This is a genomic window from Herbaspirillum sp. 1173 (assembly GCF_031455335.1).
GTDB classification, from domain to species: Bacteria; Pseudomonadota; Gammaproteobacteria; order Burkholderiales; family Burkholderiaceae_D; genus Herbaspirillum; species Herbaspirillum huttiense.
The window spans coordinates 67140-87438 of the sequence record NZ_JAVDSP010000013.1 but is presented as its reverse complement, the minus strand read 5'-3'; the positions used below and the strand labels follow the sequence as shown (position 1 = coordinate 87438).

Here is a 20299-nt window from a genome sequence, read left to right as displayed (position 1 = left end):
ACGGCCTTGTAACCGGCGATGTTGGCCTGCGAGGACAGCACGTCCAGCGACTGCGCGCGGGTGGTGCGGGGCGCGGCTTCGAGGCCGAAGGCGGTGAGGCCGGCGGCGGCCATGGCGGCGATGTTGTCGGCATCGAACGGGTTCAACATGCCGATGACCACGGTACCCGGTTGCAGGCGAGCGCGTTCGGCCTCATTGGGGGCGCGCACCTTGAGCAGGATCTCGGCGGTATAGACCGCTTCGGCGCTGCCGATGCTGGCGCCGACGGCCACATAGGCGTAGTCAGGAATGCTGGACCTGACGCCTGCACCGGACTGCACCCTGACTTCATGCCCGGCCGCGATGAATTTCTTGACTGTCTCCGGCGTGGCGGCCACGCGGGTTTCTCCATCCCGTGTCTCGACGGGGATGCCTATGATCATGAATTGCTCCTGCTGTTATCGTTCTTGTGACGCGGTCATGCGACGCGCAGGGGGACATCGCCGAGGATGTCCCCGGTACTGCATCAGAACTGGTGGCGAATGCCGGTGGTCACGCCCAGACGATTGCCGAACAGCGTGCCGGAGGTGGAGCCCAAGGTCTTCCATGCGTCGGTGAGCTTGGTGTAGTCCACCGTGAGATAGACATCGGTGCGCTTGCTGAAGGCATAGAGTACGGTCGGTGCGATGGTCAGGCGGTTGCCGCTGGTGCCGGCGTGCTTGAGGCGGTCGAAGTAGACCGCGTTCCACAAGCTCCACGGTCCGCTGATGTTCCATTTGAAACCGGCAGAGTAGGAACTGTTGCGATAGTCGGCGATATCGAGCTTGTTGTTGATGTAGCCTGCGTACCACTTCACCGGACCTGCGGTGTAGGTAGCGCCCAGTGACCAGGCCGTCTGCTTGCTGTTGGCGCTGATGGCCGAGCTGAAATAGGTAGTCGAATTATTCAACACCTGCCACGCACCGCCGATGTGCAGCGGACCGTCATCATAGGCCAGGCCGATGGCCCTGGATTCACCATTGTGGATGTCACCCGCCACTTCGCCGGCACTGTAGCCCAATGAGGCCGTCACACCCTTGTAGGTGCCGGCATAGCGCAAGCTGTTGTCCAGTCGCGCGCCCATGGTGTAGTTGCCGCCCTGGAAGCCGATGGTCTGGGTCACGTTGGAGAGAGCATAGACGTCATAGCTCACGACCATGTCATGGATCAGTGCATACTGACGCCCCACGGTCAGCTTGCCGAAGCCGCCTTGCAGCCCGACCAGAGACTCCCGGCCAAACAGCCGGGTGCCGGAAGCCGGTTGCTGTTGCAGCGCGCCGGTGTCGGTCCCGAATCCGGTCTCCAGCGAGAACAGCGCCGACAAGCCGCCGCCGAGATCCTCCGTCCCCTTGAAACCGATACGGCTGCCGGACAGCGGACCGCCGGCCAGTTGCACCTTGCTCCCGCCCGCGGCGTTCTCATTGGTGCTGTAGCGAACCGACGAATCGACGATACCGTAGATCGTGACACTGCTCTGCGCCTGGGCGCCACAGCTGATGATCCCCAGCGCTGCGGCCGACATGGCTATTTTTTTCATTGACGACTCCCTTTAGTGGTTGAATTGAATTGCACCCTCTACCTCAGACTCTTCGGGAGCCGGCGTGGCGCCGCCTCCCGGCAATGGCCGCCAGGATGTCAGTCATAACGGCCGTTGTTCTTGGGATCAGCGCAGTGCCGCGACCGCGCCGGCCATACGGCGGCAACCTTCTTCAATGGTTTCCACCGAAGTGGCGATGGACATGCGCATATAAGGCGAGAGGCCGTAGGCCGTCCCGGCCACCAGGGCGACGCCAGTGCTTTCGAGGAAATACATCACCACATCGATGTCGCTCTCGATCACCTTGCCTTCCGGCGTCTGGCGGCCCAGCAGGCCACTGCAGTTGATGAACAGGTAGAAGGCCCCCTCGGGCTTGCGGCAGCTCAGGCCATCAATGGCGTTGATCAGTTCAAGCCCGCGATCACGGCGGCGGCGGTAGGTATCGGCAAACTCGGCCACGAAACCCTGGTCGCCGGTCAGTGCGGCAAGAGCCGCCGCCTGGCTGACGGAACTGGGATTGCTGGTCGACTGCGATTGCAGGATATCCAGTGCGCCAATCAGATCGCTCGGACCGGCCGCATAGCCGATACGCCAACCGGTCATGGCATAGGTCTTGGAGACGCCATTGATGAGCAGGGTACGCTCGCGCAGATCGGGCGCTGCATTGAGCAGATGCGGCGTAGGCTGTCCATCGAATCGGATATGTTCGTAGATGTCGTCAGTCATCACCAGCACCTGCGGATGACGGCGCAGCACCTCGGCCAGTGCCTGCAGTTCTTCCAGGGTATAGGCTGCTCCGGTCGGGTTGCTGGGGGAATTGATGATGAGCCACTTGGTGCGTGCCGTGATGGCCGCATCGAGGACAGCAGGCGTCAGCTTGAAGCCGTCTTCCTCCACGCAGGGCACGACGACCGGTGTGCCATCACAAGCCAATACCATATCGGGATAGGACACCCAGTAAGGTGCCGGCACCAGTACTTCATCTCCGCTCTGCACCGTGATGGCCAAGGCATTGAAGATGGCGTGTTTGGCCCCGCAGGTAGCGATGATCTCTCGCGGCGCATAGGCCAGCTGGTTTTCGCGCGCCAGTTTTTCTGAAATGGCTTGGCGCAATGCAGGCGTACCCGCGGTTGGCGTATAGCGCGTCTGGCCGGACTCGATGGCCTCGGCGGCAGCGCGGCGGATGTGCGCGGGCGTATCGAAATCGGGCTCACCCACGACCAGGTTGACGATGTCCTTGCCCTGGCGGCGCAATTCGGCCGCACGCTCGGCAGCGGCACTGCTGGGGGACTGTTTGATACGACGGACGCGGTCAGCGATACGGGGGGAAGTCACACGGCTCTCCAAAAAACGATCAAGAGCGCTAACGGTAAGCGGCTGCCCATTTTTCCGATAAGACGACTTTCGTCTGGCAAAATAACCTCGCCTTATGGCTGCCCCGCAAACTGCTTTTAGCTTGGCTCTCGACGTTTCATGGAGCCATCCCGGACTCTGCTCGCAACCCCTGCAAACTCGGGCTTTCCGCCTGGCCAGCGGCATTTTTTAAGCGACTCGGCCAGTAAATAATTTCCATGCGACAGTGTGTTGATACCGCAACGCGAGCATCCATATAAAATTCTTCTGCCGTGATAGCGTTATCATTGGAGCCCTACCGATATCAACAAGCAGAAGACAAACTGCGCGCCGTATGTGGAGACAGTGGCGTGATTCTTGCATCACGGCTCGCAGCATGGGAGGAAAAGAATCGTGAATCTGCGTCGCCTTAAATATTTCGTCAAAATTGTCGACATCGGCAGCCTCACTCAGGCAGCCGAAATCCTGCACATCGCGCAACCCGCCTTGAGCCAGCAACTGGCCACGCTGGAAGGCGAGTGCCGGCAGCAGCTACTGGTACGGACCAAGCGTGGCGTGACGCCTACGGAAGCGGGCACGACCCTGTATCGCCATGCACAGATCATCCTGCGCCAGGTGGAGCAGGCCCAGAATGACGTCAAGAAATCGGGACAGGCGCTGTCGGGCCAGGTCTCGGTCGGTCTCTCGCCAGGGACGGCCGCCTCGGCATTGTCTCTGCCGCTGCTGCAGACGGTACGGGCGCGCCATCCTGGCGTACTGCTCTACATCAACGAGAACTTTGGCACGACGTTGAGTGAACTGATCATGAACGGGCGCATGGACATGGCCGTCCTGTATGGCGAGAAGTCCTTTCCCGGCCTGTCGTACAAGCCCTTGCTCAAGGAAGATCTTTATCTGGTCGCCCCCGCCTGTCTGCACTTCCCCGAACGCGAGATCAGCTTGCGCGAGCTGCGCGATGTGGAATTGCTGCTGCCACGGCCGTACAACTATGTGCGCAAGTACGTCAACGAGGCCTTCATGGGCGCACAGATGGTACCGCGCGTGGTGGCCGAAATCGAGTCGGCCGCCACCTTGTCGTCGGCTATCGGTGCCGGGCTGGGCGCGACCATCCTGCCGGTGTCAGCCGCGCGCGTGATCGCGTCCTCCGGCAACGCCACGCTCTCGCGTATTGTCGATCCGGTGATACTGGCTCCGTTGTCCCTCTGCGAGTCAGATCACCTTCCCCTGTCCGAACCCGCAAACGCGGTGCGCGAGATCCTGCTGGAGCTGGTGGATGACCTTGCCCGTGACAGCGGGCAGCCTCTCGTTCAGGAGCCGTGAACCAGCCTGGATGGGCGGCGGCAGTACCGCGCACCAATCCATAAGGTCGCCTTATCCCTTCAAAGCCAATCCGTCTTATCCCATTGCGAGCGGTCCGCGTATATTGAATTCCTGAATATCGATAGCGCCGCACAGGCAAGGAAAGCGATGGATCTCCCCAAGATAAAAGCACTGATCGACCTGCTCAACAGCTCCGGGCTGAGTGCACTTGAATTGGCCGAGGGCGAACACAGCGTGCGCCTGGAACGGCACGCAAATGCAACTGCGCATACGGTGGTGCCGGTGCCGACCGCTGCTCCCCTCTCTGCGCCTCCCCTGTTTTCTCCCGCCCCTGCTCCTGCTGAAGCAGCGTCCAGCACAGGGCGTGTGATCGCCGCCCCCATGCAAGGCATCTTCCATCTCACACCTGCTCCGGGCGAATCTCCGTTCGTGCAGATCGGCGACGAAGTGCAGTTGGAACAGGTGGTCTGCGTGATCGAAGCCATGAAGATGTTCAACACGGTCGAGTCCGACCAGTCCGGCCGCATTGCAGAGGTACTGGTGAGTTCGGGCAGCGAGGTCAAGGTCGGCCAGGCCCTGTTCCGCCTCGCCTGACCCCGGCCAGGATCGCCCTCGCTCATTCACCCCACACATTCATGCTCAAGAAAGTTCTCATCGCCAATCGTGGCGAAATCGCCCTGCGCATCCAGCGCGCCTGCCGCGAGCTGGGCATCGCTACCGTAGCGGTCTACTCCGAGGTCGACGCCGGTGCCCGTCACGTGCGCCTGGCCGATCAGGCACTGTGCATCGGACGTGCCCACCCCACCCACAGCTATCTCAACAAGCACGCCATCGTCCAGGCCGCACGCCTGTGCGGTGCCGATGCCGTCCATCCCGGTTACGGTTTCTTGTCCGAGAACGCCGAATTCGCGCAGTTGCTGGAGGATGCCGGGATTGTCTTCATCGGTCCGCTGGCAAAGTCCATCCGCGTCATGGGCGACAAGATCGCGGCCAAGCAGGCGATGCTCGCCGCGGGTGCGCCGTGCGTACCGGGCTCCGATGGCGCATTGCCCGCCGATATCGAGGCACTGAAGCAAATGGCCCGCGATATCGGTTATCCGGTCATCGTGAAGGCAGCGGGTGGAGGCGGTGGCAAGGGCATGCGCGTGGTCCAGCAGGAGAGCGAGCTGGCCGAGGCCGTTGCGTTGACGCGTGAAGAAGCGCGCCGCGCCTTCGGCAATCCGGAGCTGTACATGGAGAAATTCCTGCAGCATCCCCGCCACGTGGAAATCCAGGTCCTGTGCGACAACCACGGCAATGCCTTCTGGCTGGGCGCGCGTGATTGCTCGATGCAGCGCCGTCACCAGAAAGTCATGGAAGAAGCGCCAGCGCCCGGTATCGCCTCCGCATTGCTGGAGCAGGTGGGTCAGCGCTGCGTCGAAGCCTGCCGGCAGATCGACTACCGCGGTGCCGGCACATTTGAATTCCTCTTCGAAGATGGACGCTTCTACTTCATCGAAATGAACACGCGCTTGCAGGTCGAACACCCGGTCACCGAAATGACCAGCGGCATCGATATCGTGCAGGCCCAACTACGGGTGGCCAGCGGCGAGGTATTGCCCCTGCGGCAGCAGGATATCCAGTGCCATGGCCATGCCATCGAGTGCCGCATCAACGCAGAGGATCCCTATACCTTCGCGCCCTCGCCCGGCACCATCAGCACGTGGGAACTGCCCGGCGGCCACGGAGTACGAGTCGATTCCCATGCAGGCGTCGGTTATACGGTACCGCCCTACTATGACTCCATGATCGCCAAGCTGATCGTGCATGCGCCCACCCGCGAGGAGGCGCTGGCCCGCATGCGCGGTGCGCTGGCAGAGATGCGGGTGAGCGGTGTGAGCACCAACCTGGCGCTGCATGGCGACCTGATGACTGAACCCGGCTTTGCTGCAGGGGGCGTCAACATCCATCACCTTGAACACTGGCTCAAGCATCGGAACGCACCGTGAAACCATCGACCAAGCTCAGAGAAATCCCGCCGCCAACGCAACCGGGCAGCGATGCCCATGCCCTGAAGATCAGCCTGCTGGGCGCCAAGGCCGTCCTGTTCGAGGCGCCGGGCGCGATGGACCTGCCGCAGCAGCGCCGTATCTGGGACCTGGCCCAGCGCCTCGCAGACTGGCCCGAGGTGGCCGAAGTCGTCCCCGGCATGGCCAACCTGATGCTGGTACTGCGCCAGCCGCCGTCCGACATCGCCAGCGTGGAAGGCGCATTGCGCCAGGCATGGGAAGAATCGGTCGAATTGCACATCGAGGGCCGGCACATGGCGCTCGATGTGATCTATGGCGGGGAGGGTGGCCCGCACCTGGCCGACGTCGTGGCCCATACCGGGCTGTCCGTGGATGACATCGTGCAGATGCATGCGGCACCGCTGTACACCGTCTATGCCTTGGGCAGCCATCCTGGCTACTGTTACCTGGGCGGCATGGACCCTCGTATTGCTACCCCCCGGCGCAAGGTGCCGGTGGTACGACTGCCCGGCGGCTCAGTCTCCATCGGCGGCGAACAGACCGGCGTGTCGGCCTCGGATGGCCCCAGCGGCTGGAACACCATTGGCCACACGCAAATGCGTTTCTTCGATCCGCACCGGGAACCGCCAGCCATCCTGGCACCGGGCGATACGATCCGCTTCAACATTGCAAAGGTAATCAAATGATCGAGATCATGGCCACCGGTGCACTGAGCACCGTGCAAGACCTCGGCCGGTTCGGCGTATTGCGCTATGGCGTCGGCACCTCGGGAGCCATGGACGACCTGGCACTGGCCATCGGCAATATCCTGCTGGGCAATGACAGCAATGCTGCCGGGATCGAGGTCCCGATTCTGCCGTTTCGCGTTCGCTTCACCACCGATGCCGATTTTGCGCTGACCGGTGCCGACTGCGAAGCCACGCTGGATGGCCAGCCCGTTCCACCCTGGTGGTGCCGGCAGGCTCGCCAGGGGCAGGTATTGGCGCTGGGCGTACCGCGCAGCGGTGCGCGCGCTTACCTGAGCGTGGCCGGGGGAATCGATGTCGAGCCGGTACTGGGGTCGCGCAGCACGCAGATGCGCGGCAACTTCGGTGGTTTCGAAGGCCGCCCGCTGAAGAAGGGAGATGCCCTCAAGACAGCCTTCCGCCAAGGTGAGTTGACGCCGGTATCGGGCATTTCTTCCAGCGGCTTCGGCGTGCGTCCACCGCAACTGGGATTGCCGCTGACACTGTCGGGAAGCCAGGAGCAGATCCCCGTGCGCGTACTTCCGGCGGGCGAATATGAGGGCTATACGGCGCAATCGCTGGAGGCGTTCTGGCAGCAGCCTTGGCAGGTCACCCCGCAAAGCGATCGTTATGGCTACCGTCTCGAAGGACCGGGACTGCAGGCGGCGCGTCCCATGGAAATGCGCTCGCACGGGATCGTGCCCGGCGTGATCCAGGTACCCCACAGCGGGCAGCCCATCATTCAGTTGCGCGATGCCCAGCCTTCGGGCGGCTATCCCAAGGTGGGCACCGTCATCGAAGCCGACCTGTGGCGTCTGGGGCAGGCGCGCATTGGCCAGTCACTGCGTTTCATTCGGGTGGACCATGCGCAGGCCAGCGCCGCGCTGGAAGAAAAGGCGCTCTATCTCGCGCAATTGCAACAAGCGGTGCAGATGCAACGCAAGATCTGGAACAGCTGAGGTGGCCATGGACATTGAACAATTACAGGCGCTGGTCACACTGACGGAGCAGGGCCGGCTGGCGGTACTGGAACTGCGCCGCCCGGGAGAGCGCGTACGCCTGGAGGGACCGGCTCACCTGGATAGCCGGGTTGAGGCAGCGCTGCCGACAGTCTCGCAGGGCGACAAGACAACCCAGGTCATGGCACCTGGTTTCGGTCATCTCGTCACGCAACATCCGCTGCGCTCCGCTCCTTTCGTGACCAACGGCAGTGTGGTGAAACCGGGTGACATCCTCGCACTGATCCAGGCCGATGAACTGTACCTGCCGGTCACCAGCCAGGACGCTGGCTCGGTACGCAGCCTCACGGCAGCGCAAGGCCTGGTCGGCTACGGTACGCCGCTTTTTGAAATTGACGCCTGAGCGACAATCGCGTTGCATTCGGGAAACCAAGGATACACATGAAGATCGATCTCAATGCCGACATCGGCGAAGGCTACGGCCACTACCGCATGGGTGATGACGAGGCACTCATGGACATCATCACCTCGGCCAATATTGCTTGTGGCTTCCACGCTGGCGACCCGGTGATCATGGACCGCACCTTGCGCCAGGCTGCCGCCCGCGGCATCGATATCGGTGCCCACGTCGGGTTTCCCGACATGCTTGGCTTCGGCCGGCGAGTGATCCAGGCCGATCCGCAGGAACTGGCCAAATACGTGCTCTACCAGCTGGGCGCACTCTCCGGCCTGGCCCGGGCAGCCGGTTGCCGGGTAGGACACATGAGCTTCCACGGTGCACTGGGCAATATGGCGGCCGCCGATGATGCGCTGGCCGAACCGCTGCTCAGCGCGATCGCGCAATTCGACCCCGAGATCATCATCAGCGTCTCGACCAATACGGCCATCGAACGCGCAGCCGTACGCCACGGCCTGCCGTGCGCCACGGCCTTCCTGGCCGACCGTGCCTACGACGACCAGGGGGCCCTGGTTTCGCGCAAGCTGCCCGGTGCCGTCATCGAGGACAAGCAAGCCGTACTGCAGCGTGTGGTGGAGCTCCTGCGTACCGGCAGCGTCGCCTCCATTACCGGGACGCCGCTGCCCATGCCGGTAAAGCAAATCCTGGTGCACGGCGATACGCCGGGTGCCGTGGCCCTGGCGCGCGCCATTCGCGGTGCCATCGAAGAGGCCGGGGGCAGCGTCACGCCGGTGAGCCAGCTACTGTAACGTATTGGCCTGGCTGGACATAAGCAGTGCTTATCCCCTCAAAGCCAATCCGTCTTAGTCCGAAGCGCGCCTGCGCGCTATATTCAACTCAGCGGGCCGCCCAAGTGGCGGCTCTCATACTGGAGATCTTCACATGCCTTTTTCTGATTACAAGACCGCACTGGTGACGGGTGCCTCCACCGGCATGGGCGCAGCCATCGTCGAACGTTTCTGCAAGGAAGGACTGGAGGTGCACGCACTGGCCCGCAGCGAAGGGGCACTCAAGGAACTTGCGGCACGTACCGGTTGCATCCCGCATGTGGCCGACGTCCGTGACCTGCCCGCATTGACTCGCCTGGCACAGCAATACCAGTTCGACGTCCTGGTCAACAATGCCGGCATTTCAACACCGGGTTCGATCCTCAATGCCAGCGAGAGTGACGTCGACGCGCAGGTCGAAATCAACCTGCAAGCGGTCCTGCACCTGGTCCGCCTGATCATGCCCGGCATGGTCGAACGTGATCGGGGCCACATCGTCAACATCAGCTCGATTGCCGCCATCTACAACTTCAACGGCAACTCCATCTATCACGCCACCAAGGCCGGCATCCACGCCCTCTCACGCCAGCTGCGGGTCGATGCCACCGGCAAGCGGGTGCGCGTCACCGAGATCTGCCCCGGCCGCGTGGCCACCGATATCTTCGGACATGTGCATGGCGATATCGAGGCCGCACGCAAACAATTCATCGACGGCTTCGAGCTTCCGCAGGCCTCGGACATTGCGGATGCCATCGCCTTTGCCGTCTCGGCCCCCATCGCCGTCAACATCAGCAACATCGAAATCCTCCCGACGCTGCAGGTACCGGGCGGCCTGACCACCATCAAGCCGCAGGACTGAGTCCGGCGGCCTTCATTTCCACCAGAGAGAGAATCCATATCATGGAACATATCGGCGCACGCAAGAATCCGTCTTCGCCGCAGGCCCCTGCGGCCATCATCGAGCAGCTCAAGAGCATCCCGTCGGCACTCATCAGCGACAACATGCGCCGCCTGGCGGGCACCTCCAACCTGCGTCCCATGTATCAGGGCGAGCAACTGGTCGGTACCGCCGTGACGGTACGCGTGCGCCCCGGGGATAATCTCGCCATCCATCGCGCTTTCGACTACTGCCGCCCGGGTGACGTGATGGTCATCGACGGTGGCGGTGATACGACCCAGGCGCTGATGGGCGAAATCATGACCACCTACGCCCGCACCATCGGCATTGCGGGACTCGTGATCGACGGTGCCATTCGCGACGTGGCAGGGATTCGTGAGATGGGCTATCCGGTCTTTGCCCGTGGAGCGACGCATAAAGGTCCGTACAAATGCGGCCCCGGCGAAATCAATGTCCCGGTCAGCATCGACGGCCTGGTCATCAATCCGGGCGACATCATCGTGGCCGATGAGGACGGTATCGTCGCCTTCGCCCAGTCCGAAGCATCGTATCTGATCGAAAAGGCGCTGCAGCAGATCCAGCGCGAACAAGACACCATGACCGCCATCCGCGAAGGCCGCTACGACCGTTCCTGGATTGACGCGCTCGAAGCCAACAGCGCCGGCTGACGCCATTTCTGCACGTGTAGTACCACCTGCGCCAAATGGCGTTTGCGCGCAGGTGTCAATAAATAAAACGATATCGGAGACAGACCAGATGAAAGCAGCCATCGCCGTTACCCGGGCGACCTTCCCGGACATCCTGGAGCGCCTGCAGACGCGCTTCGACGTACTCGACAATCAGCAGGACATATTGTGGAGCCAGCCTGAGCTCATCGCCCGCCTTCAAGGCAAGGTCTGCGCCGTGACCCATGGCAGCGACCGCATCGATGCCACATTGCTGGATGCCTGTCCGCAATTGCGCGCGGTGTGCAACGTCGGCGTGGGCTACAACAACATCGATGTAGAGGCCTGCAACCAGCGCGGCGTACTGGTCACCAATACCCCTGACGTGCTCACCGAGACCACGGCGGATTTCGGCTTCGCCTTGCTGATGGCCACCGCGCGCAGAATCGCCGAATCCGATCGCTACGTGCGCGCGCGGCAATGGAACAAGACGGGGATCTACGACATGCTGCTGGGAGCCGACGTCCACGGCAGTACCCTGGGCATCTTCGGCATGGGCCGCATCGGCCAGGCCATTGCACGGCGCGGCGCGCATGGTTTCGGCATGCGTGTGATTTATCACAACCGCAGTCGCCTGGATCCCTTGGTCGAACAATCCTGCAATGCGGCCTATGTGGATCGCCAGACGTTGCTGTCGCAAGCAGATCACCTGATCGTGGTGGTCCCCTACTCTGCCTCGTCCCATCATGCGATCGGTGCTGCGGAACTGGCGCTGATGAAGCCTACCGCCACCCTGGTCAATATCGCACGCGGCGGCGTCATCGACGATGCCGCCCTGGCCCAGGCGCTGCGCGCCGGCACGATCGCTGCAGCCGGACTGGATGTCTTCGAGGGTGAGCCCAATGTGCGGCCGGACCTGCTTGACATTCCCAATGTGGTCCTGACCCCGCACATCGGCAGTGCCTCCATTCAGACGCGACGCGCCATGGCACTGCTGGCAGTACGCAACCTGGAAGCCGTCTGTGCCGCACCGGTACCGGCGGTACTGACCCCGGTCAATCCGGAACTGCTCTCCAGTCCCTCTCGTTTGCGTCGCTGACGCGTTTGCTGATGCCGGTTGCCGCCATGCGCGTGATTCTTGCAATACGCCATGGCCGCGTACTCGCACGCGCCAGATCGTGACCGGCCGCGAGCTCGGACAGCCCCAAAATGGGGCTTGCTGCACCACCAGAGACGAAGGATGCACCACCATTTCAGAAACTTATCGGATCAGATGAAAAGCGTCTTTTCTTATCGTTTTTGAACCGCGTATTCTCTCTGCAAACGAGTTGTCATTGCCAACACGCATACCGTGGGCGCATCAGTAAAGGAGAAACGCCATTAACCTCAACCTCAATTTTGCAGCCGTCCTGCAAGGGCAATATGCCGACTTGCTGGTCAAGGGCCTGCTGCTTACCCTGGAGCTGACGGTTGCGTCCTGGCTCGTGGCGATGCTGCTGGGGACCTTGCTGGCCACCATGCGCATGAGCGGTCACCGGCTTGCCACGGGCATCGTATCGTGCTTCGTGGCCTACCACCGCAATGTACCGATGCTGGTGCAGATCATGATGTGGTATTTCGCGCTGCCCTCGTTGCTGCCTGACGAGGCCCAGATGTGGATCAACCAGTTCAACGGTGAATTCCTCTACTCCGTCATTGCCATCGGCTTGTGCATGGCCGCCTATGTATCGGAAGACATCCGCAGCGGCCTGCGGGCGATTCCGGCTGGCCAGTTCGAAGCCTCGCGGGCACTGGGTCTGAGCTATCTGCGCACCATGCGTTTCGTGATCCTGCCGCAGGCACTGCGCATTGCGGTGCCGCCCCTGATCAACCATACCGTGCTGCTGTTCAAGAACACCAGTCTGGCCATGGCCATTGGTGTGGCCGAGCTGACCTACGCCACGCGACAACTGGAGAACTACACGTTCCGCACCTTTGAAGCCTATCTCATCGCCAGTGTCGGCTACCTGGCCTTGTCCCTGGCACTGATGGCAGCAGGCGAGGCAATCTCGCGTCACTACAAGATTCCAGGAAGCCGCTAAATCATGTTCGATATCCTGCACAACTACTGGGAACTGCTGCTGCTCGGGCAATATCCGCACGGTGCGCTGGGCGGACTGGCCATCACCCTGATCCTTTCATTGCTGGGTCTGGGCCTTGCCTTTCCGGTCAGTATCCTGCTGGCCCTGGCCCGCATCAGTCCGATGGCCGTATTCCGTGTTCCGGCAACCATGCTGGTCTACACCATCCGCGGCATTCCACTGATCATGGTGATCTTCTGGGTGTATTTCTTCCTGCCCTTGCTGATCGGCCGGACCATCACCGGTTTCACCACCATGCTGTGTACTCTGGTGATCTACCAGAGCGCCTACCTCTGCGAGGTCATCCGCGCCGGTATCGAAGCGCTGCCCAAAGGACAGCTCGAAGCTTCGCGTGCACTGGGGCTGGGGTATTTCCGCACGCTGCGCTTCGTGATCCTGCCGCAGGCCTTGTACAACATGATGCCCAGCATGATCAGCCAGTTCGTCTCGACCATCAAGGAAACCTCGTTGGGTTACGTGATCAACGTGCCCGAGGTGACCTTCGCAGCCAATCAGGTCAACAACCAGTTGCTGACCAAACCGCTGGCGGTCTTTTCACTACTGGCCCTGATCTATTTCGTCCTGTGTTTCTCCTTTACGGAGCTGGCGGATTACATCGAGCGCCGCATTACCAACAAGCGCGCCGGCAAGGCACGCAAGAACAAGCCGGATGTTGGCAGCAAGCTGTCCATGACCGCGCTTCCCGCAGCAGCAAGCAAGGAGAATTCATGATTATCTTCACTGACGTCAACAAGTGGTACGGCAATTACCATGCCCTGGTCAACGTCAATGCCCAGGTCAAGCGTGGCGAGGTCGTGGTTGTCTGCGGTCCCTCGGGCTCCGGCAAGTCCACCCTGATCCGGACGGTCAACCGTCTCGAGGACATCCAGCAAGGACAGATTGCCTTCGATGGCCAGGACGTCAATGCCGCCGGACTTGACCTGAACAAGTTCCGTACCCGCGTGGGTTTCGTGTTCCAGCAATTCAACCTGTTTCCGCATCTGTCTGTGATGGACAACATCATCCTTTCGCCGACCCGGGTCAACGGTCTCAAGCGCCAGGCAGCGCGCGAAAAGGCAATGAGCTTGCTGGAGCGCGTGGGCCTGTCATCCAAGGCCGACTCCTTCCCGGGCCAGCTCTCCGGCGGCCAGCAGCAGCGTGTGGCCATCGCCCGGGCATTGGCCATGGACCCGCCGGCCATGCTCTTCGATGAACCCACCTCGGCGCTGGACCCCGAAATGGTGGGCGAAGTGCTCAACGTCATGAAGAGTCTGGCGCGCGATGGCATGACCATGATGTGCGTCACGCATGAAATGGGATTTGCCCGGGAAGTGGCCGACCAGGTCTGGTTCATGGATGCAGGGACCATCCTCGAGCGAGCTTCGCCCGAGAAGTTCTTCACCAGCCCGGAACATCCGCGCGCGCAGCGTTTCCTTTCCGACCTGCGCTCGCACTGAGCCGCGCGGTGCGACACCGACAACAAGTTGCAGTCCACGGAATTCGTCCTGATCAAGCGGATTCGACCCAAGGTCTCCTGCCGGCAGGCAGGGGCAATCATTCATCAAGACCTGTTCCAAGAAAAACTGAGGAGCCTTACATCATGAAATTGAATCGCATCGCTGGTGCCTTCCTGTTCTGTAGCGCGATCGGCATCATCCCGCAGGCCAACGCGGACCAGTTGCAAGAGGTCCAGGCACGCAAGGAGTTGATCTGCGGCGTCTATGCGGATGTCGTTCCGTTCTCGTATCCCGACCCCAAGACGCGCGCGCTGGTGGGGATGGATGTGGACCTGTGCAACGCACTGGCCAAGGAAATGGGCCTCAAGCCCACGCTCAAGCCCTTGTCGGTCGAGGCGCGCATTTCGGAAGTGAAGATGGGACGCGTCGATCTGGTCATCGCCAACCTGGCCTACACCAAGACCCGCGGCGAACAGATCGAGTTCAGCAATGCCTACTACATCACCAAGGAGGTATTGCTGGTCAAGAAGGCCGACGCCGGCAAGACTCTGGCTGATTTCGAAGGCAAGCGCATCAGTGCAGCCAAGGGATCGACCTCGGAACAGTCGATCTACATGTCGGTCAAGAATGGCCAGGCCGTGACCTTCCAGGATTCCGGATCGGCCTATCTGGCCCTGCAGCAGAACAAGGTGAACGGCTTCGTCACCAACATGATGACGGCCATCCAGTATGCCCAGGAGACCAAGGGCAGTCCTAACGAACTGGCGATCCTGCGCGAACCGATGGCGCTGGAACCGATCGGAGCCGGCATGCGCAAGGGCGAGCCTGCCTTTGCGGCGGCGGTCAACAAGGGCCTGATGGCATTGGAGAGTTCGGGTGAATTCAAGAAGATCTGGGACAAGTGGCTCGGTCCGGATACCCGCTATGGCATCACCCGTACTGAAAAAATCGCACCGCTGAGCGAATTGAAGTTCCAGCCCATGCCCTGAATGTTGTCTTTGCATCCCCTGGAAGTTGCTTGAGGCAGTGTCACCTGAGTGTGGTGACTTTTCGGGGATTGGCGGCAGTTGCCAATCCCCTTTTTCTTTCCGGTCTTCGCAGGTTGCCGTTGTCACGGTGGTCTATAGCCCCCCGTCTCGCTTTATTTCCCATCTCATGTCTCCCAAGGATCTTTTTGCTGTCCTCATCGCCATCGCGGTGTGGGCGGGCAACATCATCGCCGTCAAAGCCGGTGTCGCTGAACTGCCGCCCTTGTTGATGACGGCCATGCGACTGGCCATGGTCGGTATCGTGTTGCTGCCCTTCGCGCCGCCGTGGCGCATCGCGCGCACACAATGGAAGTGGATCGTGATGCTGTCGGCCACGTTCTCGACCTTGCATTTTTCTCTGATGTTCATCGGGCTGGGCATGGCGGAGGCGGGCACCGGTGCCATCCTGCTGCAGATGGGAACGCCACTGGCGATCGTTCTGGGCGTGCTGCTGTTCGACGAAACGATGGCACGTCGTCATTGGGTCGGTCTGGCCGTCTCGCTGATGGGCGTGGCCATCCTTACCTTCAGCCCCTCGATGCCCGGAGCACTCGCCTCATTTCTGCTGCTGGGCAGTGCACTCGCCTGGGCGGCCTCGAACATCATCGTCAAGCACGCCCGTATCCCCGATCTGATGGCGATGATGTGCTGGTCTTCCTTGCTGGGCGTACCGCAAGTGCTGCTGGCATCGTGGATGTTTGAACACGGACAGGCTCATGCCGTCATGGAGGCCAGTTGGCATGCATGGCTGGCCACGGCCTATTGTGCGTTGGGTTCATCCGTACTCGGCTACTGGATCTGGTACCGCCAGCTGGAACGCTATCCGGTGAGCAAGCTGGCGCCCTTTTCGCTGCTGACACCTGTATTGTCCACACTTCTTGGGGTATGGCTGCTCAAAGACAGCGCCAATCTCATCAAGATCATTGGTATCTCTACGGCAGTATTGGGTGTGGGCGTATTAAACAGCACGCGGGTTGAAGGGAAACAATAGGGTCGGCCGTGCTTGGCAAACATTGATTCTTGACATGCACGCAGAATTGCTCCTCTCCGTCTGCCCCACCGTCCCTTGCCGTCCGGAGGCTGCCACACGGTAGTACCACTCTCAGTATCCCGGTTCGTTCAACTCCGCAAAACTTATCCCTTATCCGGTCAACGGCCTGGTGCCGATCAATCGTGAGGACGAGAACGCACCATCAACAAAAAGGGCCGCAATGCAAATTGCGGCCCTTCTTTTCATTCCAATCGGCAGTCTTACTTGGCCGCCTTCTTCTTGTCGCCAATGCGGCTTTCCTTGCCCGCCAGCAGATTGCCGATGTTCTTGCGATGGCGATAGATCAGCAGTGCCGCCATGGCGACCACAGCCAGCAGGATGCCATCGGTAGTGCCGAACAGCAGGCCGTAATAGAACGGTGCAAACAGCGCTGCCACCAGCGCTGCCAGCGAGGAATAACGGAAAGCGAAGGCCACCACCAGCCAGGTCGCCAGCGTGGCCAGACCGAGCCACGGGTTCAGCGCCAGCAGGATGCCCAGTGCAGTAGCCACGCCCTTGCCGCCGACGAAGCGGAAGAACACCGGCCACAGGTGACCGAGGAAGACCGCCAGCGTCACCAGCGCGATGCCGGTATCGTCCACGCCATAGTGCGGACCGAATTTCTGCGCCAGCCACACCGCCAGCCAGCCCTTGAAGCCATCGCCCAGCAAGGTGAGCGCGGCGGCCTTCTTGTTGCCGCTGCGCAGGACATTGGTCGCGCCCGGATTCTTTGATCCATAGGTGCGCGGATCGGACAGGCCGAACAGCTTGGACACCAGCACCGCAAAGGACAGTGAACCGATCAGGTAGGCCGCGATGGCAAAGAGGATGTTGTACATGAGGTGGGGCTTTCTGCTTTTGCTTTCTGTTGTCTCTGTTATCGGGGAGCGGCGTCAGCACGCGTCAAGTGTCGTCAAGTGTGAGCGTGACGGTTCACGCCGCATCGGCCAGCGCACACTGTACCGCCTTGGCCGGCAACACCTTCAGGATCACCGCCGGATCGATGCCGATCAGGAAACCGCGCCGTCCGCCGTTGATGTAAATCTTGTCCAGTTCGAGGATGGTCGACTCCACATAGACCGGCATGGTCTTGCGCGTGCCGAAGGGCGAAGTACCGCCGATCAGGAAGCCCGAGTGGCGGTTGGCTACCTCCGGCTTGCACGGCTCAACCGACTTGCAGCCGATCTGGCGCGCCAGATTCTTGGTGGAGACCTTGCAGTCGCCATGCATGAGTACCAGCAGCGGCTTGGCGGCCTCGTCCTGCATCACCAGGGTCTTGATGACCGCATGCTCATCCACGCCCAGTTCGCGCGAGGACACCGAGGTGCCACCGTGCTCCTCGTAGGCGTAGGGATGCTCGGTAAACGCCACGCCCTGCTTGCGCAGGAATTGCGTGGCGGGAGTTTCGGAGATGTGTTCTTTCTTGGCGCTCATCGGTCTCTTCCTGACGGTACACTGACCGGCCGCACAGGCCGGCCGGGCCGTCATGGGCGCACATTATGCCGCAAGATCAGCCGCGGGGGTGATGTGCGGCATGCAGTTGCTTGAGGCGTTCGCGTGCGACGTGGGTGTAAATCTGCGTCGTGGAAATATCGGCATGGCCCAGCAGCAGCTGCACCACGCGTAGGTCGGCCCCATGGTTGAGCAGGTGCGTGGCAAAGGCATGGCGCAGCGTGTGCGGCGACAGGCGCACCGTAATACCGGCCTGCAGCGCGTATTTCTTGATGAGGGTCCAGAACATCTGGCGCGTCATCGGCCCGCCCCGTGCGGTCACGAAGAGCGCATCATCGATCTGTCCCTGCAGGATCTGGCTGCGCGCCTCGGCCAGGTAGCGCGCCATCCACGCACCGGCTTCCTCGCCGAAGGGCACCAGGCGCGTCTTGCTGCCCTTGCCGGTCACGCGCAGCACGCCTTCGTTCATGCCGACCTCGATGCTCTTCAAGGTCACCAGTTCCGAGACCCGCAAGCCGCTGGCATACATCAGCTCGATCATGGCGCGATCACGCAGGCCCAGCGGCGTGGACACATCGGGCGCGGCCAGCAGCGCTTCCACCTGCCCCTCCGACATGGTCTTGGGCAGGCGCTGTGGCTGGCGCGCCGAGCGCAGCTTCAGGCAGGGATCGGCGGTGACGTGATGTTGGCGCAGGGCCAGCTGGAAGAAGCGTTTCAATACCGCCAGGCGGCGATTGGAGGAACTGGGCTTGGTCTCATCGTGGCGCGCCGCGAAATAGGCGTTGAGATCTTCGGCCTGCGTATCGTAAAGGGCCTTGGCGCGCTCCTGATACAGCCAGTGCGCGTACAGAGTCATGTCGCGCCGATAGGCTTCCAGCGTATTTTTGGACAGGCCATCTTCCAGCCACAGGCTGTCACAGAATTCGTCGATGGCCTCGCGGCTCACGGACGGCGCTTCGATCTTTGGTGTGGTGCGTCCCATGCGTCTTCTTCAGTATCCCGCCACGCCTTCATGGCGCAGCAGCCAGCGCTTGACCTCCAGGTGGAAGCCATCCTCATCGTCATGATGCGAGAAGCCGCCCAGGCCGCCCGCCGCCGTCACCCGATGACAGGGAATCACCAGCGGATACCAGTTGGCCCCGCAAGCCTGACCGACCGCGCGCGGTGCGGACTGGATGCGCTTGGCGACCTGGCCATAGGTCAGCACCTGACCACAGGGAATCTCGGCAATGGCACGCCAGACGCGCTGCTGGAAGGCGCTGCCCACGCTCAGCAGCGGCAGTTCGAAACGAAAAGCGGGGTCGGCCAGGTAACGCGTGATCTGCTGCACTGCCTGCGCGGCCACGGCATCGGTGGCGTCCTTCTCGGCGTAATGCGGCGGCAGGTAAACCATCTCGACCACGGCCCCGGCCTGGGTGCGCACCCCCATGCCGCCGAAGGGCGTATGCACTACGGCGGAGAACAGGGCGGTCAGTGGAGAATCTGCTGGGGTCATCGGGAGCCGTGGCGTGGACCTGGGGCAGCTATTGTAAGCAATTCACGCGCGGGCTTGATACCATCAGGCAAAACTTGATGGAGACCGCATGAGCACCGCCCCCTTGCATACCGATCCGGACCACCTGGTCATCACCGCCCCCACGCTCAAATCCGGCATGGCCTGGGTGGAACAGTGCCTGGGCGTGTCCATGGCGCCGCGCATCGGCGGCCAGCATGTGCGGCTGGGAACGCACAATGCACTGCTGTCGCTGGGCGAAGGCTTCTACCTCGAAGTCATCACCATCGACCCCAACGCCGATGCGCCCGAGCGGCCGCGCTGGTTCGGCATGGATCATCTGGGCAAGGACGCTGCGCCCCGCCTGGCGCACTGGGTGGCCCGCACCAGCGATATCGCGGCGGCCGTGGCGGCCAGCCCCGTTTCACCGGGCGTGATCGAACCCATGAGCCGCGGTGCACTGGACTGGCTCATCACCATCGCCGCCGATGGAACATTGGCCTGCGAGGGCGTGATGCCGTCGCTGATCCAGTGGCTTAGCCAGCCGCACCCGGCCAGCGCCCTGCCCGACCGCGGATGCCGTTTGCAGCAACTGGTTCTGGAACATCCCGCCGCGCAGGATCTGCAGGCCGCATGCCGGGCCATCGGACTGGACGATGCGCGTATCGTGTTGCAGGAAGGAAAGCAGGCCAGCCTGCGTGCTGTGGTGTCAACGCCACACGGGGAGCGGGTACTGGGCTGACGGCGGCGTGCGGGAGGTAAAACATATAAACCGTATAAACGATTTATACACATCATCAGCACCACGCGACACAAAGAAAAAAGGCGCATCCGCGGATGCGCCTTCAAAATACTCCAGATGCATTCCCGACCGTTTGAACGGTTTCAATCGAATGCACGTCTCCTCAGTTTCCCGGTATTGATACCGTTTGTTATGCACCACCCGCTTTGTATTCGGTGCTGCCTCGCCACGCCCGGACCGATGTGTCGGAGGGGTCGCCGCCAAGGCAAG

22 protein-coding genes and 1 pseudogene are annotated in these 20299 nt (G+C 61.7%); 16 read left to right on the top strand and 7 right to left on the bottom strand.

All coding sequences use genetic code 11. The features are described from left to right. The 3 genes and pseudogenes from J2X56_RS25950 to J2X56_RS25940 form a co-directional block, all read right to left on the bottom strand. A pseudogene (locus J2X56_RS25950) lies at nt 1-422 on the bottom strand (NAD(P)(+) transhydrogenase (Re/Si-specific) subunit alpha); the annotation flags it as partial. Between the two features lie 83 nt (nt 423-505). Continuing rightward, nucleotides 506-1555 (bottom strand): porin, encoded by a 1050-nt coding sequence (locus J2X56_RS25945; protein ID WP_121037543.1) that lies wholly within the window; start codon nt 1553-1555, stop codon nt 506-508. Between the two features lie 126 nt (nt 1556-1681). Next, complete coding sequence (locus J2X56_RS25940; RefSeq protein WP_121037546.1) at nt 1682-2890, bottom strand: aspartate transaminase; 1209 nt, start codon at nt 2888-2890, stop codon at nt 1682-1684. Between the two features lie 411 nt (nt 2891-3301). Here J2X56_RS25940 and nac point away from each other — a divergent pair, with 411 nt between their 5' ends. The 15 genes from nac (at nt 3302) to J2X56_RS25865 (ending at nt 16304) form a co-directional block, all read left to right on the top strand. Beyond that, nucleotides 3302-4228: a nitrogen assimilation transcriptional regulator NAC gene (nac, locus tag J2X56_RS25935; protein ID WP_121037549.1), complete on the top strand. Its 927-nt coding sequence runs from the start codon at nt 3302-3304 to the stop codon at nt 4226-4228. A 147-nt stretch (nt 4229-4375) separates the two neighbouring features. After that, on the top strand, nt 4376-4822 hold the full coding sequence (gene accB / locus J2X56_RS25930; protein ID WP_121037552.1) for an acetyl-CoA carboxylase biotin carboxyl carrier protein: 447 nt from the start codon (nt 4376-4378) through the stop codon (nt 4820-4822). A 41-nt stretch (nt 4823-4863) separates the two neighbouring features. Beyond that, nucleotides 4864-6216 (top strand): acetyl-CoA carboxylase biotin carboxylase subunit, encoded by a 1353-nt coding sequence (gene accC / locus J2X56_RS25925; protein WP_310163944.1) that lies wholly within the window; start codon nt 4864-4866, stop codon nt 6214-6216. Between the two features lie 62 nt (nt 6217-6278). Next, nucleotides 6279-6923 (top strand): 5-oxoprolinase subunit PxpB, encoded by a 645-nt coding sequence (gene pxpB / locus J2X56_RS25920; protein ID WP_166675767.1) that lies wholly within the window; start codon nt 6279-6281, stop codon nt 6921-6923. Then, entirely contained in the window at nt 6920-7921 is a 1002-nt protein-coding gene (locus tag J2X56_RS25915; protein ID WP_121037558.1) for a biotin-dependent carboxyltransferase family protein, read from the top strand. The genes pxpB and J2X56_RS25915 overlap by 4 nt, the downstream gene beginning before the upstream one ends. Before the next feature lie 7 nt (nt 7922-7928). Beyond that, nucleotides 7929-8324 (top strand): biotin/lipoyl-containing protein, encoded by a 396-nt coding sequence (locus tag J2X56_RS25910; RefSeq protein ID WP_134040109.1) that lies wholly within the window; start codon nt 7929-7931, stop codon nt 8322-8324. A gap of 38 nt (nt 8325-8362) precedes the next feature. Further along, nucleotides 8363-9127 (top strand): LamB/YcsF family protein, encoded by a 765-nt coding sequence (locus tag J2X56_RS25905; RefSeq protein WP_121037564.1) that lies wholly within the window; start codon nt 8363-8365, stop codon nt 9125-9127. 133 nt (nt 9128-9260) lie between these two features. Next, nucleotides 9261-10004 carry an SDR family oxidoreductase gene (locus J2X56_RS25900; protein ID WP_121037567.1) on the top strand — a complete coding sequence of 248 codons (744 nt, stop codon included), beginning with the start codon at nt 9261-9263 and terminating at the stop codon, nt 10002-10004. 41 nt (nt 10005-10045) lie between these two features. After that, nucleotides 10046-10711: an RraA family protein gene (locus tag J2X56_RS25895; RefSeq protein ID WP_121037570.1), complete on the top strand. Its 666-nt coding sequence runs from the start codon at nt 10046-10048 to the stop codon at nt 10709-10711. An 88-nt stretch (nt 10712-10799) separates the two neighbouring features. Further along, nucleotides 10800-11807: a D-glycerate dehydrogenase gene (locus J2X56_RS25890; RefSeq protein WP_121037573.1), complete on the top strand. Its 1008-nt coding sequence runs from the start codon at nt 10800-10802 to the stop codon at nt 11805-11807. Between the two features lie 280 nt (nt 11808-12087). After that, complete coding sequence (locus J2X56_RS25885) at nt 12088-12789, top strand: amino acid ABC transporter permease (protein WP_121037577.1); 702 nt, start codon at nt 12088-12090, stop codon at nt 12787-12789. A 3-nt stretch (nt 12790-12792) separates the two neighbouring features. Further along, nucleotides 12793-13560, top strand: a complete 768-nt coding sequence (locus tag J2X56_RS25880) for an amino acid ABC transporter permease (protein ID WP_121037580.1) — start codon at nt 12793-12795, stop codon at nt 13558-13560. Continuing rightward, nucleotides 13557-14285 carry an amino acid ABC transporter ATP-binding protein gene (locus J2X56_RS25875; RefSeq protein WP_121037583.1) on the top strand — a complete coding sequence of 243 codons (729 nt, stop codon included), beginning with the start codon at nt 13557-13559 and terminating at the stop codon, nt 14283-14285. Before J2X56_RS25880 ends, J2X56_RS25875 begins: the two co-directional genes overlap by 4 nt. Nucleotides 14286-14428: 143 nt before the next feature. After that, the gene (locus J2X56_RS25870; protein WP_121037586.1) at nt 14429-15274 is read left to right on the top strand and encodes an ABC transporter substrate-binding protein; all 846 of its coding nucleotides are present in this window, start codon (nt 14429-14431) and stop codon (nt 15272-15274) included. A 166-nt stretch (nt 15275-15440) separates the two neighbouring features. Further along, nucleotides 15441-16304 carry a DMT family transporter gene (locus J2X56_RS25865; RefSeq protein ID WP_121037589.1) on the top strand — a complete coding sequence of 288 codons (864 nt, stop codon included), beginning with the start codon at nt 15441-15443 and terminating at the stop codon, nt 16302-16304. A 260-nt stretch (nt 16305-16564) separates the two neighbouring features. Here the strand turns inward: J2X56_RS25865 and plsY are convergent, their stop codons facing one another. The 4 genes from plsY to J2X56_RS25845 form a co-directional block, all read right to left on the bottom strand. After that, a complete protein-coding gene (gene plsY / locus J2X56_RS25860; RefSeq protein ID WP_121037592.1) occupies nt 16565-17182 on the bottom strand; it encodes a glycerol-3-phosphate 1-O-acyltransferase PlsY in 618 nt (205 codons plus the stop codon). Nucleotides 17183-17276: 94 nt separating this feature from the next. Continuing rightward, entirely contained in the window at nt 17277-17777 is a 501-nt protein-coding gene (locus tag J2X56_RS25855) for an aminoacyl-tRNA deacylase (protein WP_039790088.1), read from the bottom strand. 76 nt (nt 17778-17853) lie between these two features. After that, nucleotides 17854-18777 carry a site-specific tyrosine recombinase XerD gene (xerD, locus tag J2X56_RS25850; RefSeq protein WP_121037594.1) on the bottom strand — a complete coding sequence of 308 codons (924 nt, stop codon included), beginning with the start codon at nt 18775-18777 and terminating at the stop codon, nt 17854-17856. Nucleotides 18778-18786: 9 nt separating this feature from the next. Further along, nucleotides 18787-19290 (bottom strand): methylated-DNA--[protein]-cysteine S-methyltransferase, encoded by a 504-nt coding sequence (locus J2X56_RS25845; protein ID WP_310163932.1) that lies wholly within the window; start codon nt 19288-19290, stop codon nt 18787-18789. A gap of 88 nt (nt 19291-19378) precedes the next feature. On the opposite strand from J2X56_RS25845, the gene J2X56_RS25840 reads away from it, so the two are divergent. Then, complete coding sequence (locus J2X56_RS25840; protein WP_310163930.1) at nt 19379-20029, top strand: VOC family protein; 651 nt, start codon at nt 19379-19381, stop codon at nt 20027-20029. Nucleotides 20030-20299: the final 270 nt, after the last annotated feature.

What these genes read in the sequence shown, in the direction of transcription:
- J2X56_RS25945 (WP_121037543.1), bottom strand. Translation starts at nt 1,555, where the DNA reads ATGAAAAAAATAGCCATGTCGGCCGCAGCGCTGGGGATCATCAGCTGT.
- accB (WP_121037552.1), top strand. Translation starts at nt 4,376, where the DNA reads ATGGATCTCCCCAAGATAAAAGCACTGATCGACCTGCTCAACAGCTCC.
- accC (WP_310163944.1), top strand. Translation starts at nt 4,864, where the DNA reads ATGCTCAAGAAAGTTCTCATCGCCAATCGTGGCGAAATCGCCCTGCGC.
- J2X56_RS25915 (WP_121037558.1), top strand. Translation starts at nt 6,920, where the DNA reads ATGATCGAGATCATGGCCACCGGTGCACTGAGCACCGTGCAAGACCTC.
- J2X56_RS25910 (WP_134040109.1), top strand. Translation starts at nt 7,929, where the DNA reads ATGGACATTGAACAATTACAGGCGCTGGTCACACTGACGGAGCAGGGC.
- J2X56_RS25905 (WP_121037564.1), top strand. Translation starts at nt 8,363, where the DNA reads ATGAAGATCGATCTCAATGCCGACATCGGCGAAGGCTACGGCCACTAC.
- J2X56_RS25900 (WP_121037567.1), top strand. Translation starts at nt 9,261, where the DNA reads ATGCCTTTTTCTGATTACAAGACCGCACTGGTGACGGGTGCCTCCACC.
- J2X56_RS25895 (WP_121037570.1), top strand. Translation starts at nt 10,046, where the DNA reads ATGGAACATATCGGCGCACGCAAGAATCCGTCTTCGCCGCAGGCCCCT.
- J2X56_RS25890 (WP_121037573.1), top strand. Translation starts at nt 10,800, where the DNA reads ATGAAAGCAGCCATCGCCGTTACCCGGGCGACCTTCCCGGACATCCTG.
- J2X56_RS25880 (WP_121037580.1), top strand. Translation starts at nt 12,793, where the DNA reads ATGTTCGATATCCTGCACAACTACTGGGAACTGCTGCTGCTCGGGCAA.
- J2X56_RS25875 (WP_121037583.1), top strand. Translation starts at nt 13,557, where the DNA reads ATGATTATCTTCACTGACGTCAACAAGTGGTACGGCAATTACCATGCC.
- J2X56_RS25870 (WP_121037586.1), top strand. Translation starts at nt 14,429, where the DNA reads ATGAAATTGAATCGCATCGCTGGTGCCTTCCTGTTCTGTAGCGCGATC.
- J2X56_RS25865 (WP_121037589.1), top strand. Translation starts at nt 15,441, where the DNA reads ATGTCTCCCAAGGATCTTTTTGCTGTCCTCATCGCCATCGCGGTGTGG.
- plsY (WP_121037592.1), bottom strand. Translation starts at nt 17,182, where the DNA reads ATGTACAACATCCTCTTTGCCATCGCGGCCTACCTGATCGGTTCACTG.
- J2X56_RS25855 (WP_039790088.1), bottom strand. Translation starts at nt 17,777, where the DNA reads ATGAGCGCCAAGAAAGAACACATCTCCGAAACTCCCGCCACGCAATTC.
- xerD (WP_121037594.1), bottom strand. Translation starts at nt 18,777, where the DNA reads ATGGGACGCACCACACCAAAGATCGAAGCGCCGTCCGTGAGCCGCGAG.
- J2X56_RS25845 (WP_310163932.1), bottom strand. Translation starts at nt 19,290, where the DNA reads ATGACCCCAGCAGATTCTCCACTGACCGCCCTGTTCTCCGCCGTAGTG.
- J2X56_RS25840 (WP_310163930.1), top strand. Translation starts at nt 19,379, where the DNA reads ATGAGCACCGCCCCCTTGCATACCGATCCGGACCACCTGGTCATCACC.